Source organism: Cellulomonas sp. EB106-03-03-XG116 (assembly GCF_058792015.1).
Genome location: NZ_JBYTEP010000075.1, coordinates 1 through 14201, shown reverse-complemented (window position 1 = coordinate 14201; position 14201 = coordinate 1). Strand labels below are relative to the sequence as shown.

Annotated in this window: 15 protein-coding genes and 1 tRNA gene; 5 read left to right on the top strand and 11 right to left on the bottom strand. The window is 75.5% G+C overall.

Annotated features, from left to right (window positions below; genetic code table 11):
- Positions 1-180 (bottom strand): hypothetical protein (locus AC3WUG_RS18175; RefSeq protein WP_492328949.1); only part of this gene is annotated, 180 nt, incomplete at its 3' end.
- 519 nt (positions 181-699) lie between these two features.
- Here AC3WUG_RS18175 and efeU point away from each other — a divergent pair.
- The 3 genes from efeU to efeB all read left to right on the top strand — a co-directional run bounded on the left by efeU (position 700) and on the right by efeB (position 4278).
- Positions 700-1578: an iron uptake transporter permease EfeU gene (gene efeU / locus AC3WUG_RS18170; RefSeq protein WP_492328948.1), complete on the top strand. Its 879-nt coding sequence runs from the start codon at positions 700-702 to the stop codon at positions 1576-1578.
- A 71-nt stretch (positions 1579-1649) separates the two neighbouring features.
- Complete coding sequence (gene efeO, locus AC3WUG_RS18165) at positions 1650-2849, top strand: iron uptake system protein EfeO (protein WP_492328947.1); 1200 nt, start codon at positions 1650-1652, stop codon at positions 2847-2849.
- Between the two features lie 91 nt (positions 2850-2940).
- Positions 2941-4278, top strand: a complete 1338-nt coding sequence (gene efeB / locus AC3WUG_RS18160; protein ID WP_492328946.1) for an iron uptake transporter deferrochelatase/peroxidase subunit — start codon at positions 2941-2943, stop codon at positions 4276-4278.
- Between the two features lie 124 nt (positions 4279-4402).
- Here efeB and AC3WUG_RS18155 read toward each other — a convergent pair whose 3' ends face one another.
- Positions 4403-4975 carry a CG0192-related protein gene (locus tag AC3WUG_RS18155; RefSeq protein WP_492328945.1) on the bottom strand — a complete coding sequence of 191 codons (573 nt, stop codon included), beginning with the start codon at positions 4973-4975 and terminating at the stop codon, positions 4403-4405.
- Positions 4976-5053: 78 nt separating this feature from the next.
- Here AC3WUG_RS18155 and AC3WUG_RS18150 point away from each other — a divergent pair, with 78 nt between their 5' ends.
- Positions 5054-5563, top strand: coding sequence for an ASCH domain-containing protein (locus tag AC3WUG_RS18150; protein ID WP_492328944.1), 510 nt, complete (start codon positions 5054-5056; stop codon positions 5561-5563).
- A gap of 15 nt (positions 5564-5578) precedes the next feature.
- On the opposite strand, the gene AC3WUG_RS18145 is transcribed toward AC3WUG_RS18150, so the two are convergent.
- From AC3WUG_RS18145 to AC3WUG_RS18135, 3 genes are all read right to left on the bottom strand, one after another.
- A complete protein-coding gene (locus AC3WUG_RS18145; RefSeq protein WP_168217024.1) occupies positions 5579-5716 on the bottom strand; it encodes a hypothetical protein in 138 nt (45 codons plus the stop codon).
- Positions 5717-5820: 104 nt separating this feature from the next.
- A complete protein-coding gene (locus AC3WUG_RS18140; protein WP_492328943.1) occupies positions 5821-6669 on the bottom strand; it encodes an SseB family protein in 849 nt (282 codons plus the stop codon).
- 125 nt (positions 6670-6794) lie between these two features.
- A complete protein-coding gene (locus AC3WUG_RS18135) occupies positions 6795-7271 on the bottom strand; it encodes an ATP-binding protein (protein ID WP_492328942.1) in 477 nt (158 codons plus the stop codon).
- Between the two features lie 248 nt (positions 7272-7519).
- Between AC3WUG_RS18135 and AC3WUG_RS18130 the strand changes: the two genes are divergently transcribed.
- The gene (locus AC3WUG_RS18130) at positions 7520-7945 is read left to right on the top strand and encodes a GAF domain-containing protein (protein ID WP_492328941.1); all 426 of its coding nucleotides are present in this window, start codon (positions 7520-7522) and stop codon (positions 7943-7945) included.
- A 131-nt stretch (positions 7946-8076) separates the two neighbouring features.
- On the opposite strand, the gene AC3WUG_RS18125 is transcribed toward AC3WUG_RS18130, so the two are convergent.
- The 6 genes from AC3WUG_RS18125 to AC3WUG_RS18100 all read right to left on the bottom strand — a co-directional run bounded on the left by AC3WUG_RS18125 (position 8077) and on the right by AC3WUG_RS18100 (position 14152).
- A tRNA-Asn gene (locus AC3WUG_RS18125) sits at positions 8077-8149 on the bottom strand.
- Between the two features lie 75 nt (positions 8150-8224).
- Complete coding sequence (locus AC3WUG_RS18120; protein ID WP_492328940.1) at positions 8225-8740, bottom strand: hypothetical protein; 516 nt, start codon at positions 8738-8740, stop codon at positions 8225-8227.
- A gap of 68 nt (positions 8741-8808) precedes the next feature.
- On the bottom strand, positions 8809-9858 hold the full coding sequence (locus AC3WUG_RS18115) for a LacI family DNA-binding transcriptional regulator (protein ID WP_492328939.1): 1050 nt from the start codon (positions 9856-9858) through the stop codon (positions 8809-8811).
- A gap of 93 nt (positions 9859-9951) precedes the next feature.
- Positions 9952-12273: a hypothetical protein gene (locus AC3WUG_RS18110; RefSeq protein ID WP_492328938.1), complete on the bottom strand. Its 2322-nt coding sequence runs from the start codon at positions 12271-12273 to the stop codon at positions 9952-9954.
- 86 nt (positions 12274-12359) lie between these two features.
- On the bottom strand, positions 12360-13226 hold the full coding sequence (locus AC3WUG_RS18105) for a carbohydrate ABC transporter permease (protein ID WP_158375280.1): 867 nt from the start codon (positions 13224-13226) through the stop codon (positions 12360-12362).
- Positions 13223-14152, bottom strand: a complete 930-nt coding sequence (locus AC3WUG_RS18100) for a carbohydrate ABC transporter permease (protein ID WP_187365364.1) — start codon at positions 14150-14152, stop codon at positions 13223-13225. The genes AC3WUG_RS18105 and AC3WUG_RS18100 overlap by 4 nt, the downstream gene beginning before the upstream one ends.
- Positions 14153-14201: the final 49 nt, after the last annotated feature.

Genomic DNA, 14201 nt, shown 5'->3' with positions numbered 1-14201 from the left:
GGCCGGCACGCTGGCGTCGCCCGCGGCGGCCGGGCCGCGCGCCGCCCGGCGGCGGCGTGCCCGGAGCAGCACCAGGAGCGCGAGGGCCACGAGCAGCCCCACCGCCGCGAGCGCCAGGGCGACCGTGATGGGGTCCACGTCGAACGGCAGGAAGGAGGTCTTCTCGGGACGAGCGAGCACGACACCTCCTGCAGCTGCTGAATCGATCACCGGACACGTGGCAACCATTTCAGCGGGCCGGTGCGGCCCGCGCAAAACACCCTCTGACCTGCGGCTTCACCGATCCGCACCACTCTTCCTGCGTCGCGTCGCTGAAATGTCTTTCCCGTGACCGCAAATCCGTTGAGGTGGTTCCCTCCCGCCTTCTGCGTGCTGACGGCAGCGGTGCGGCAGGTCTCCGTTCCGCATTGCCGTGGGCCGGCGGCCGATCGTGAGCCGTTCGTGCGTCCGGGCGGGTGGCGCACCGGCGGCCGACGCGGCCCGGCCGACCCGCAGGGACGAAAGTCCCGATTTGCCCCGATGACGTGCGACGACTTCCCACAGGACCCCGGCGGCGCGCGATCGCCGCCCGGGACGGTGTTCCGCGGCACCCGGCGGCGCGAGTAAGGTTCGCCTCGCCTTACCGGCGGAGCCCCCCGCGGTGCCCCGCCGGCGGGGCACCCCCGTGCCGTCCACCACCACCCGCGTCGGAGCCGCCCGATGGTCGCGAACTACCTGATCGGCCTGCGTGAGGGCCTCGAGGCCGCCCTGGTCGTCAGCATCCTCATCGCCTACCTGGTGCGCACCGCGCGCCGCGACCTCCTGCCGGCGCTGTGGGCCGGGGTGGGCGTGGCCGTCGCCGTGTCCCTCGGGTTCGGCGCGCTGCTGACCTTCGGGCCGCAGGGGCTGTCGTTCACCGCGCAGGAGGCGATCGGCGGCTCGCTGTCGATCGTCGCCGTCGGGCTCGTGACCTGGATGATCTTCTGGATGGCGCGCACCGCCCGGCACCTCACGGGCGACCTCCAGCACAAGCTCGACGACGCCGTCGCGGCCGGCCGCCGGGCCGTCGTCGTCATGGCGTGCCTCGCCGTCGGCCGGGAGGGCCTGGAGACCGCGCTGTTCCTGTGGGCGAGCGCCCAGGCGACCGCGAGCACCGGTGCCCGCGGCGGCACCGCCGCTCCCCTGCTCGGCGCCGCGCTCGGGCTCGCGACCGCGGTGCTCGTCGCGTGGGCGCTCTACCGCGGCGTCATGCGGCTGGACCTGCAGAAGTTCTTCGCGTGGACCGGGGCGTTCCTCGTGCTCGTCGCGGCCGGGGTGCTGTCCTACGGCGTCCACGACCTCCAGGAGGCCGGCATCCTGCCGGGGCTGAACGACCTCGCGTTCGACGTCTCGGCCGCCGTCCCGCCCACCAGCTGGTACGGCACCCTGCTCAAGGGCGTCCTGAACTTCACGCCCGCGACCACCTGGCTCCAGGCGATCGCGTGGACCGCCTACGTGGTCCCGACCATGACCTTCTTCGTGCGGACCGCCTTCCGCCGCCCGCCCGCGCGCCCCGCCGCGCCGGCGCCGAGCACGACCTCCCCCCTGCCTGCCGCCTGACCCCGAGCACCGCGCGCGGCGCCCCCGCCGCCGCCCCGGCTCGTCGACCCGTGCCCCGAGAAGGAGCCCCGATGTCCCGCACCTCCTGGAGCGCCGCCGCCGCGGTCGCCCTGCTGCCGCTGCTCGCGGCGTGCGTCCCGAACGACCCCGCCGGTGGCGCCGCGAGCAGCGATGCGCCCGGCGCGCTGACCGTGAGCTCGACCGCCGACGCCTGCGAGGTCTCCGCCGACAGCGCGCCCAGCGGCACCCTGACCTTCTCCGTCACGAACGACGGCAGCGACGTCACCGAGTTCTACCTGCTGGCCGACGACGGGCTGCGGATCGTGTCCGAGATCGAGAACATCGGCCCCGGCATCTCCCGCGACCTCGTCGTCCAGGCCGCGCCCGGCGACTACTACACGGCGTGCAAGCCCGGCATGGTCGGCGACGGCATCCGCGCCGCGTTCACGGTCACCGACTCCGGCCAGGACGTCGGTCCGACCGGCGACACCGCCGACCAGCTCGCCGCGGCCGAGGCGTCCTACGTCGCGTACGTGAAGGACCAGGTCGGCTCGCTGATCGCCGGGACCCAGGAGTTCGCCGACGCGTACGCCGCGGGCGACGACGACCGGGCGCGCGACCTGTACGCCGCGACCCGGGTGCACTGGGAGCGCGTCGAGCCGGTGGCCGAGTCGTTCGGCGACCTCGACCCGGCCCTCGACCTGCGCGAGGCCGACCTCGAGGACGGCCAGGCCTGGACCGGCTGGCACCTGATCGAGAAGGACCTGTGGCAGCCCGCGCCCGACGCGAACGGCGGCGCGACCTACGTGCCGCTGACCGCCGAGGAGCGCGCCGCCGCCGCGGACGACCTCGTCGCGAACACCCAGAAGCTGGTCGACCAGGTGACCGCCGACGGCTTCACCTTCGAGGCCTTCCAGATCGCCAACGGCGCCAAGGGCCTGCTCGACGAGGTCGCCACCGGCAAGGTCACCGGCGAGGAGGAGATCTGGTCGCACACGGACCTCTGGGACTTCCAGGCCAACGTCGACGGCGCCCGGGTCGCGTACGAGGTGCTGCAGGACGTCGTCACCGAGCAGGACCCCGACCTGGCCGCCGACCTCGACCAGCGGTTCGCCGACCTCGAGGCGCTGCTCGCCGCGCAGGGGTCCGTCGAGGCGGGCTTCGCCCCGTACACCGCCCTCTCCGATGCGCAGGTCACGGAGCTGGCCGCCGCGGTGGACGCGCTGTCCGAGCCGCTGTCCCGGCTGACCACGACCGTGACGGGGGCCTGACACGGACGCGCAGCACCGGGTCCCGGGCGCGGCGGGGGACGCCGCGCCCGGGGAGGCGGCGCCCGGGGACGGCGCGGGTGCCCGGCGCGGGATGTCCCGCCGCGCGCTGCTCGGGCTCGGCGGCGGCCTCGTCGCGGGCGCGGCCGCAGCCGGAGCGGCGGGAGCCGTGGCGGTGGACGCCGCCCGGTCCCCCGCGCCCGCCGCGTCGCCGTCCGGCGCCGACCGCACCTACCCGTTCACCGGCGCGCACCAGGCGGGGATCGTCACCCCGGCGCAGGACCGGCTCTACCTCGCCGCGTTCGACGTGACGACGACGGACCGGGACGCGCTCGTCGACCTGCTGCGCCGGTGGACCGTGATGGCCGCCCGGATGACGCAGGGCCTGCCCGCCGGGCAGTTCGCGCCCGCCTCCGGGCCCTACGACGCGCCGCCGGACGACACCGGCGAGGCCGCCGACCTGCCCGCCGCGGGGCTCACGATCACGTTCGGCTTCGGGCGGTCGCTGTTCGTCGGGGCGCCCGGCGCCGAGGCCGACCGGTTCGGGCTCGCGGGGCGGCTGCCGCCGGGCCTGGTCGAGCTGCCGCACTTCGCCGGCGACGACCTCGACCCCGCCCGCAGCGACGGCGACCTCGTCGTCCAGGCGTGCGCCGACGACCCCCAGGTCGCGGTGCACGCCGTGCGGAACCTGTCGCGCGCCGCGTTCGGCACCGCCCGCATCCGGTGGACCCAGCTCGGCTACGGCCGCACCTCCTCCACCAGCACCGCGCAGAAGACGCCCCGGAACCTGTTCGGCTTCAAGGACGGCACCGCCAACCTCAAGGCCGAGGAGACCGCCGACGTCGAGGCGCACGTGTGGGTGCCCGCGGCCGCGGCGACCGAGGGCGGCAGCGACGCGGCCTGGCTCACCGGCGGCACCTACCTCGTGGCGCGCCGGATCCGGATGCACATCGAGACCTGGGACCGGTCGTCGCTGCGCGAGCAGGAGGCCCTGGTCGGGCGGAACAAGGGCGAGGGCGCGCCGCTGTCCGGCGGCACCGAGTTCACCGAGCCCGACCTCGACGCCACCGGCGGCGACGGCAAGCCGCTCGTCGCGCTCGACTCGCACGTCCGCCTCGCGCACCCGACCCAGAACGACGGGGTCCGGATGCTGCGCCGCGGGTACAACTTCACCGACGGCAACGACGCGCTCGGCCGGCTGGACGCCGGGCTGTTCTTCCTCGCGTTCGTCGTCGACCCGCGCACCCACTTCGTGCCGATGCAGACCCGGCTGTCCGCGCAGGACGGGCTGATGGAGTACCTGGTGCACACCGGCTCGGGCCTGTACGCCGTGCCGCCGGGCGTGCCCGACGGGACGCTGCCGACCGGGGCCGACGGGACGCCGGCGCTCGCCGACGACGGACCGTTCGTGGGCCAGGCGCTGTTCACGTAGCCGGGCCCCTCCGTGCGGTCGTCACACGTCGGTGAGGTCGTCACAAGCGGGTGAGGTCGTCACACACGAGTGACGACCTCACCAGGATGTGCCGACCTCACGCGCGGCGATGGGAGGTCGCGGGTCAGGCGAGGTACGCCAGCACGACCGGCTCGTCCTGGCCCGCCCACGTGCCGACGAGCGTCCGGTCCGTCGGCGCGGTGAGGCCCGGGCGGGGCTCGCGCACCACGACGACCTCCGGGGTCGCGCCCGTCGCGTCCGCGTCGGCGGCGCCGCTCCCCCGGACCCGCACCGTCGGCTCGCGCTCCTCCCGGCCGTCGGGCGTCTCGACCCACATCCGCACCTCGGTGTCGGCCTCGCGGACCACCCGGGCGAGCTCGTCCCGGTAGACGGGGTCGCCGGGGCCGTCGTACACCCAGCGCGTGCCGAGCACCGAGTGCTCCATCGTCCCGACCAGCCACTCCTCGGCGCCCGGCAGCGGCGCCCCGCGGTAGGTCAGCGGGACGTGCAGCAGCCGCCCGCCGGCCTCGACCAGGTGCGACTCGATGCCGACCTCGCCCTCGGGGTCGTCGAACCGGTACGCGCCGACCGGCACCACCTCGGCGACGGGTCCGCCGCCCCACGGCTGCGCGGGGAGCCAGGCGGCGATGAGCTCGGCCTTGGTCGGGACGAGGGTGGCCCGGTGGATGATCGCCATGCCGCCACGGTAGCGGGGGCGGCCGCGCGGCCACGGGCGCACGGGCGCGCCGGGCGCGCCGGGCGGCAGGATGTCCGGGTGACCAGCCACCGCACCCCGCCCGGACCGCTCGACACCGACGCGGCCGCCGCGCTCTGGAGCGCCTACGTCTCCGCCCACCCGGAGGCGGTGGCCGCCGGCGACGAGTACGTCGTCGACCGGTTCGGCGACTCCGTCGAGCTGAGCGACGAGCTCCTCGGCATCGTCCGGTACGGCACCAAGCGCGCGACCGCCGAGCTCGTGGCCGAGTTCGCGCACCGCGGCGAGGCGCTCCCCCGCATCGGGGCGCACTGGGTGGCGTGCGACGGCCGGGGCAGGCCGCAGCTGCTGCTGCGGACGACCGAGCTGAGGATCGCCCCGTTCCGGGAGGTCGACGCCGACTTCGCGTTCGACGAGGGCGAGGACGACCGCAGCCTGCGCAGCTGGCGGGAGCAGCACCGGATCTACTGGGAGCGCACCTGCGCGGCGCGCGGCGCCGTGTGGAGCGAGCAGGACGAGATCGTGCTGGAGCGGTTCCGGGTGGTGTGGCCGCCGGAGGCGGCGGACTGACCCGGCACGCCGGCGCTACTCGCTCTGCGCCGCCCGGGCCTCGGCGATCTCCTGGGCGTCGGGCGACCCGGTCCGGTGGACCGAGAGCTCCCCGCACCCGACGAGACCGAGTGCGACGACTCCCACGATGCCGGCGACGGCGATCCTGCGCATGACCCTGACTTCCTGCTGCGGCGATTCAGACGAACCGGGGCATCTTGCCAGACGGCGGGCGCGACGACGGCGGGCCGTTGGTCCCGCGGGCGTGTCCGCGCCGGTCAGCGCGGGAGCGCGGCGGCCGGGACCACGACCGGCGGGCCGGCCGGGTTGACCACGATCCCGGCCCGGCCCGCGGCGAGCGTCGCGGCGGCGATCTCCGCGAGAGCGGCCCGCCGGACCTCCCCACCGGGCCGCCACGCCCACACCTCCGCGGGCGACGTCCCCACCACGGTGTACGCGCCGCCGTCCGGTCCGGTGGCGGCCGGCCCGGCCGGCCCGTCGTCGGGGTCGGCCGCGACGGGGACGAACAGCGGCCCCGCCGCCAGCGCCTCGACGTACTGCGCGAACGGCAGCGACCGCGTCGTCGTCGCCTCGGTCAGCCGGGCGACCGCCTCGGGCTCCTCGGTGAGGTGCTGCCGGATCTCGGCCGCGTACGCGATGAACGCCCCCGGCGCGCGGCCGTCGACGACGATGCCCTGGTGGTCGCGCGCCGCCTGCGCGAGCACCGCCGCCGCGGGCTGGACCAGCGACCGCCCCGCCGCCTGCCGCATCCGCTGCAGCTCGTCGTGCCCCGTGAACGCGACGAGCAGGTCGGCGCCGGCGTTGTCCCGGATCGACGCGATCGCCAGCGTGTCGCCCTGCTGGAACCCGCGCTCGGGGTCCGCGAGCCGGGAGTCGGTCACGTCGAGCAGGAGCTCGCCGGACACGGCGCGGCGGAGCACGTCGGCGAACGTCCGGGCGTCCTTGCGCTCCGCCCAGGCGCCGAGCGCCTCACGGACGCGGTCGTGGCGCACGCCCGGGCCGGGCTCGCCGGCGAGCGGTGCCGCCGGGGGCGCCGGATCGGGTGCCGCGCCGGCCTCCGGCTCGTCCGGTTCGGGCTCTCGCGACCTGCGGCTGAACAGTCCCACGGCGGACACCCTAGGCGCCGGACGCTGCGCGAGCTGTCGGGCGGGGACGCGTCGGCGGCGACGGTGCGCCGCAGGCGATGCTGCCCCCGACGGTCGCGCGTCCCGCCGGCCCGACTGCCGAGAGGTCAGATCGAGAGGGTGAACCACACGGTGTTGCCGGTCCGGCCGGAGCGGCGCCCGTGGCCCCACTCGGTCGCGAGCATCGACACCAGACGCAGCCCCTGCCCACCGGGCGTGCCCGGGTCCGGGCGTCGGACCTGCGGCCGGCCGGCGCTGGTGTCCGAGACCTCGACCCGGACGCAGTCGCTGTCGACGCTGAACCGCACCTCGACCTCGCCGCCGTTCCCGTGGACGATCGCGTTGGCGACCAGCTCGCTCGTCAGCAGCTCGATGTCGGGGAGGGAATCGTCGGGGACCCCCGACTCGCAGGCTCGGTCGCTGGCCCAGTGCCGGGCGATCCACACCGCACCGCGCCGCGGGGGGACGTGCAGCTCCAGGACCGTCCTCGGCGGACCGGCCCCGGAGCGTTCGCGCCACCAGCGGGGGCGCCCGCCGTCGAGGTCCTGCAGCAGGACGTGCACCTCGTACGCGTCGCTTCTCAACGGTGACCCCTCGTGTCCCGGCGCGCCTGCGATGCCCGATGCGGACCGCGGCGCGACCGCCGGGAGTCGTCGAGGCTGACGACGGTACTGATTCAGGATGGCACGCCCGGTTCGATCCGTCCTGTGCTGCAGTCATCGGCTTTCCGCGCGGACCGTGCCACACTGGCGAGGTCGGAGTCGACCAGGCGCCCACGAGGGCGTTCCCTCACCGGCCGTGGCGCGAGTCGCGCCCGAGAGCCGGTGAGATCGTGCACGAGATCCTCAACGCGTTCGCCGATGCCGCACCCGCGCGAACCGGGGTCCCCGCCTGCAGCGTCATCCTGCGCACCGGCGACCGGTTCGACCAGGTCGCGAGCAGCGATCCCGCCGCCGCGGCGTGCGACCAGCTCGAGGTGGACGACGGGGCCGGCCCCTGCCTCGAGGCGATCCGCCGGCTGAGCAGCGTGGTCGTGGACGACCTCGACGGTGACGCGCGCTGGCCCCGGTGGAACCGGCGCGCACGGGGCCACGGCTACCGCTCCTTCGTCGCGCTGCCGGGCTACGTCGACGAGACCACCACCGTCGCGCTGAACGCCTACAGCCGTCTGCCCACCGCGTGGACGCGCGACGACGTCATCCGCATCGACCGGTACGTCCAGGAGCTGGCGACGACGCTGCGGGAGCAGGGCACGTGAGGACGTCGCCCGGCCGCGACGCAGGCGACCGCGGTGACGACCGGGAGAGACGACGCGCGGTGCGGTCACGTGCCCCGGGCACGCGAACGGCCCGCCTCCTGCGGGACGCAGGTGACGGGCCGTCGTGGTTGCTCCCTCGACTGGACTCGAACCAGTAACCGTCCGATTAACAGTCGGATGCTCTGCCAATTGAGCTACGAGGGATCGTGCGGGAAGAACTCTAGCAGCCCTCCGGGGCTGCTCCTGACACGTCCCGCGTGGTCCCGGTCACCGCCGGGATCACGCGCGCAGGCCGGCCGCCGCGCGCACCCGCGCCTCTGCGGCGTCGAGCAGGGCCGCCACCCCGGGGTCGGCGAGGTCGACGCGTCCCGTGCCGATGACCTGCGTGAACAGGTCCCCCGACTCGCCCCGGCGCAGGGCGACCCGGACGGGCCCGGCACCCGGGACGGTGACGGTCTCGACGTGCACGACCGACGACTGCACCCGCTCCCGCAGGGTCTGCGCGAACGCGACCGGCACGGGCGGGTCCAGCGGCAGCACCTCGACGGCGCCGGTCACCCAGTGCACGGTGATGGCGGGCGGCTCGGGCGCGAACGACGCCCGGTCGACGTCCGACCACGGGTGCCGGCGCACCGGCGCGTCCGCGGTCCCGCCGGCGACGTAGAGCGCCTGCCGGGTGGCGACGAGCCAGCGGTCGCCCGACGCGGCGACGGCGAGCACGCGGTCGCCCGCCGGGAGGTCGAGGGCGCGGCGCACGTCGTCGGGCAGGGCGTGGCGGCGGGAGAAGAGCGGCACGGTGACCCACCGTAGCCCGATCACGGGCGCCCGGACCCCGGACCCACCGGCGCCCGTCCCGCCGCGGCTCAGCCGTCCGCGACGGTCGAGCCGCGCACCGCGAGCTCGACCGGCAGCAGCTCCACCCCGGCCCCCAGCTCGTCCCCCGAGAGCGCGGCGAACAGCCGGCTGGCGGCGGTCCGCCCGAGGAGCTCGAGCCGGGTGTCGACGCTGGTCAGCTCCGGCCGGGTGTTGGTCACGACGAGCGACCAGTTGTCGTGGCCCACCACCGCCACGTCCTGGGGCACCCGGCGGCCGTGGTCCCGCAGGATGTCGAGCGCGGCGCGCGCGAGCTGGTCCGACGCGGCGACGACCGCGTCCAGATCGGGGTGCTGCGCCAGCAGGCGCGTGGTCGCCGCGCGGCCCCAGCGCTCGCTCCAGTTGCCGGAGCCGGCGCCGGTGCGGAGCAGCGTCGCGCCGTGCTCGGCGAGCGCCGCCGCCGCGCCGGCCTCGCGCTCCCGGGACGCGGCGTAGCTGGGGTCTCCGCCGACGTAGGCGATCCGGCGGCGGCCGAGGTCCCAGAGGTGCTCGGCGGCGATGCGGCCGGCCTGGACGTTGTCGGCGGCCAGCGACAGGTCCTGCGGGTCCTCGGAGGGCGCGTAGGCGTAGACCACCGGCACCGGGAGGTCCTGCCCGAGCGAAGGGCGCGGGTCCGTGCGCGGGCCGCCGACGACGATCAGCCCGTCGATCTGCCGCTCGAGCAGGGTGCGCAGCTGCTGCTGCTCGCGGATGGCGTCCCCGCGCGCGTCGGTGAGGATCACCGAGATGCGGCCGGCCCCGAGCGCGTCCTCCGCGCCCATGAGGATCGGGATGACGAACCGGCCCTCGAGGTCGTTGGTCAGGACCCCGACGGTGCCGGTGCGGCCGTTGGCGAGGTTCTGGGCGAGCACCGACGGCGTGAACGACAGCGCGTCGGCGGCCTCCAGCACCCGCTGACGCGTCTCGGGCCGGATCTCGCCGCGCCCGTTGAGCGCCTTGGACGCGGTGCCCTTCGACACCCCGGCCCGCCGCGCGACGTCCGCGAGCGTGGCGCGGGCGGCCGGGCGCTGCTGCACGACGTCGCCGCTCTCCAGACCCATCGCCCGTGCGCTCCCGTCGTCCCCGGCGTCACCGCCCCGCCCGGTCGACCCGGGCGAGGCGCTCGTGACGTCCACCACCTGTGTCCGCCGACCCTAGCGGGACGCGACGGCGGCGCGGCGGCGGTCCTGCCAGCACGTCCGCAGGTCGGTGGTGCCGAAGCGGCGCAGGACCTCGTCGGTGGCGTCGATGCCGACGGCCGAGATCCACGGCAGGCAGGTCTTGTTGCCCTCGCCCTTGCCGCGGCCGCCGAAGCCGGTGTCCACGAACATCGGGTCGTCGATCAGCCACCAGCTGACCAGCAGCCCCTCCTCCTGCAACCCCGGCCGGGCGTACCCCCAGTCGCGCCCGGAGGTCGCGACGGTCTCGTTCGAGCCGTGCAGCACGAGGTCCGCGACCTCGGCGAGCACGTCGTCCTCGCCGATCAGGGCGGCCTCGAACAGGTCGGGCACGGCGTGCAGCTCGTAGGGGTGGATGTAGCCGGCGCCCGCGGTGTCGCAGGCGCTCCAGCCGGTGCTGCGGAACCCGTACCCGGCCATCGTGCTGCCGGGCGGCAGCGGCACGTCCCACAGGTAGACCCAGGTGGCCAGCACGCGCGCCGCGTCCACCGCGGCCGCGCGCAGGTCGTCGTCGTCGGTGAGCTCGGCGGCGGCGAGGCAGGCCCGCAGCGAGAACAGGATGCTCTCGGAGTCGACGAGCTGGGCCCGGGCGTAGATCGAGTCGTGGATGCCGCCGTTGAACTTGAGCCCCCGGACGAAGTGCTCGGCGACGAACCCCGCCGCGCGCACCGCGGCGTCCCGCCAGCGCGGGTCGCCGGTGGCCAGGAAGAGCTCGTGCAGGAACGGCACCGCGGTGGCGGTCGACGACTTCTGGTTGAGCTCCGCCCGGCCGAACCAGGCGCGCGGCTCCACGAGCGCCGACCCGTCGAAGGCGTAGGCGCGGCGCCAGGACCCGTCCGCCTCCTGCGCCCCGAGCAGGAACTCCCCGAAGGACCGCGCGACCGCGAGCCACTCCTCGTGCACCGTGCCGCGCTCGCGCTCCGCGGCGTAGGCGCGGAGCAGGGCGTGGTGCTCCTCGGCGACGCACCGCAGGTACGTGCCGTCCGGCGCGCCCGACAGCGCGTCCACCGCGTAGGCCATGTGCTCCAGCACCGGGCCCATCAGGTGCCGCAGGTCGGCGCCCTCCTCGGCGTACGCCAGCGGCAGCAGCAGCCCGCTCCACCAGCTCGCGTCCCGCTCGGAGTCGAAGTCGTAGAGCGTGTGCACCAGGCCCAGCGGCGAGCCGCCGGCCCGCCGGACGAAGCTCTCGACCGCCCGCAGCGCCTTGTCGCGCGCCGCGGGGTCCGCGATCTCGGGGGCGTGGTTCAGCACGTGCAGGGCGTTGAGCACCGTCTGCCCGGTGAAGCCGTACTGCAGCACGTCGCCGAGCTGGCGCCCGTCCTGCGGGTGGCAGTTCGTCACGAAGCCCGCCGTCGTGGCGTTCTCCCGGTAGTACGGCAGCAGCGCGTCGAGGCGCAGGGCGGTGAGGTCCTCGACGGGCACCGGCAGCTCGACGCGCCGCGGCTGCAGGTGCGCCACCCGGGCACCCCAGAGCTGCCACAGCGCGTCGGTCGCCGTCGCCCCGCGCACCACGCCGACGCCGTAGGACACGGTGAGGTCGGTGGCGTCGTCGACGGGCCAGAACGCGCCCCACGGCTCCCGGTCCCGGGCCGTCAGCGCGTGCGAGCGCGCACGCTCCACGAAGGGGTACGCGGCCGACAGCGACCAGCCGCCGGGCCGGTCCAGCAGGCCGAGCGAGCCGATGTCCGTGCGCTGCGCGAAGGCCTGCTGACCGCGGGCGCGGTCCGGGGCGTCGTCGTGCGCCGGGACGTCCTGGCGGGACAGCCAGACCCCGAGCCCCCGGCCCGGGGCGTACGCCAGGACGGCGAGGCCGGTGAGCCGGTCGTCCCGGAACACGAGCTCGCGGGTGTCGAGGTAGTCCTCGACACCGTCGCCGTCGACGTCGTTCAGGTCGTAGAGGGCGGGCGGCGCGAACACCTGGGCCCGCTCGTCGAACCCGGTGCCGACCACGTCCAGGTCGAGGACGGCGCGCACCGCGGTCCCGGGCACCGGGGCGTGCACCCGCACCCGGCGGTCGACGCGGACGCCGTCGCCCTCGGGCGACCAGCGGTCCACGACCACGACCTCGCCGGCGGCGGTCCGGGCCCGGGCGGTGGCGAGCAGGGCGGCCCCGTCGCGGACGACCTCGCCGTACGGCGCGGGCACGCGCTCCCCGCGCCAGTCGGCCGGGTCACCGGTGTGGACCTCGACGACGACGGGCGCGGGGCTGGCGAGCAGGCGCTCGGCGCCGGCGGCCGGGGTGGACCAGAGCTCGACGCCGTGCGCGCCGTCGGGGCCGGAGGTGCGGATCTCGATCACGGGGTGCTCCTGGTGGTGCTCGGGGCGCGCTCGGGCGCGCGCCGTCGGGGGGCGGTGCGGGAGGGTGCGTGCGGCGGGCGGGCGGCTCAGCCCTTGGTGGCGCCCGCGGTGAGGCCGGAGATGATGCCCCGCTGGCACAGCAGCGTCAGGACGAGGACGGGCAGCAGGTAGACGACCGCGGCCGCGGTCATGTCGCCCCACAGCGTCTGGAACTGGGTGATGTACCCGGAGATGCCGACCGGCATGGTCTGCGCGGCGGGGGTCCGGGTGAGCGACAGGGCGATGACGAGCTCGTTCCACGCCGCGAGGAACCCGAACAGGGCCGCGACCGCGACCGCGGGGGTCGAGATCGGCAGGACGATCCGCCCGATGGTGCCGAGGGTGCCGGCGCCGTCCAGCCGCGCCGCCTCCAGCAGCTCCTCGGGGAGCTCGCGGAAGAAGCCCTCGAGCATCCAGATGATCAGCGGCAGCACGATCGGCAGGTACGCGATCGCCAGGCCGAGCGGGCTGTCGATCAGCCCGAGCTGGCGGAACTGCAGGAAGAACGGCAGCGCGAGCGCCACCGGCGGGAACATCCGGGTGACCAGCACCGACCCCAGCAGGACGCCGGAGAACCGGTAGCGGAACTTCGCGAAGCCGAAGGCGGCGGGCACCCCGAGCAGCAGACCGACGGCCGTCGCCCCGCCCGCCGCGAGCAGGCTGTTCCGGAAGAACTGCAGGACGGTCTCGTTCCCGAGGACCGACGCGAAGTGCGTCGTGGTCGGGGACTCCGGCAGCACGGTGGGCGGGATCGCGAAGATCTCGACGTCCGGCTTCAGCGACGTCGCGACCACCCAGACGACGGGCAGCAGGAACAGGAACGACGCGGCCGCGGCGACGAGCGCGGTGGCGGTGCCGCGGGCGACCCGCCGGGTGGTCCGCGGCCCGCGGGCGGGCAGGGTCAGGGTGGTCATCGCTCACCTCGCGGGCGCAGCCAGAGGAAGACCGCACCGGCGGTGACGCCGATGACGATCACGAACAGCACCGACGTGGCCGCCCCGCCGCCGAAGTCGGTGGCGGTGAACATCTGCCGGTACAGGAAGGTGCTCAGCACCTCCGTCGACGAGCCCGGACCGCCGCCCGTCATCACGTAGACCGCGTCGAACACCCGGAAGGCGTCGGCGAGCCGGATCACGAGGATGATGAGGATCGAGGGCCGCAGCAGCGGCAGCGTGATCCGCCAGAAGGTCTGCCAAGGCGAGGCGCCGTCCGTGCGGGCGGCCTCCTTCAGCTCTCCCGGGATGTTGGCCAGGCCCGCGAGGAGCACCAGCACGACGAACGGCACCGCGAGCCAGGCGTTGGTGACGAGGATCGTCGTCCGCGCGAACCACGGGTCGGCGAACCAGGCGGGCCCGGTGATCCCGACGAGCGCGAGCCCCTCGTTGACCAGGCCGTAGCCCGGCGAGAACAGGAACTTCCACGCCATCGACGCCACGACGGGCGCGATCATCAGCGGCAGGGCCAGCACGAGGCGCAGCACCTTGCGGCCGCGCGTCTCGCGCTGCAGGAGCAGGGCGATCGGGATGCCGATCGCCAGCTCGACGACGAGCGTGGTGACGACGTAGCCCAGCGTCTGCGTGAGCGCCGTCCAGAAGGCCGGCGAGCCGAGCACCCGGGCGTAGTTGTCGAGCCCGGCGAACGAGGGCGCGGGCCCGCCGACCGCCACGCTGAACTCCTGCAGGCTGAGGGACACGGTCCACAGCAGCGGGTACAGCGCGGTCGCGGCGAGCGCGAGCAGGGCGGGGAGGGTCAGCAGCACGCCGGCGCGCCGGCGCCCGGCGAGCAGGCCGCCCCTGCGGACCGTGGCGCGGCGTCCGGGCGTCCCGCGGTCGGCGACCACGGGGCCTGTCTCTTCTACACATTTCCGAGCCCCCGAGAAATGGCGCCCC

Excerpts from the sequence above, each read along its gene's own strand:
- efeO (WP_492328947.1), top strand. The coding sequence starts at position 1,650 with ATGTCCCGCACCTCCTGGAGCGCCGCCGCCGCGGTCGCCCTGCTGCCG.
- AC3WUG_RS18155 (WP_492328945.1), bottom strand. The coding sequence starts at position 4,975 with ATGGCGATCATCCACCGGGCCACCCTCGTCCCGACCAAGGCCGAGCTC.
- efeB (WP_492328946.1), top strand. The coding sequence starts at position 2,941 with ATGTCCCGCCGCGCGCTGCTCGGGCTCGGCGGCGGCCTCGTCGCGGGC.
- AC3WUG_RS18145 (WP_168217024.1), bottom strand. The coding sequence starts at position 5,716 with ATGCGCAGGATCGCCGTCGCCGGCATCGTGGGAGTCGTCGCACTCGGT.
- efeU (WP_492328948.1), top strand. The coding sequence starts at position 700 with ATGGTCGCGAACTACCTGATCGGCCTGCGTGAGGGCCTCGAGGCCGCC.
- AC3WUG_RS18115 (WP_492328939.1), bottom strand. The coding sequence starts at position 9,858 with ATGGGTCTGGAGAGCGGCGACGTCGTGCAGCAGCGCCCGGCCGCCCGC.
- AC3WUG_RS18105 (WP_158375280.1), bottom strand. The coding sequence starts at position 13,226 with ATGACCACCCTGACCCTGCCCGCCCGCGGGCCGCGGACCACCCGGCGG.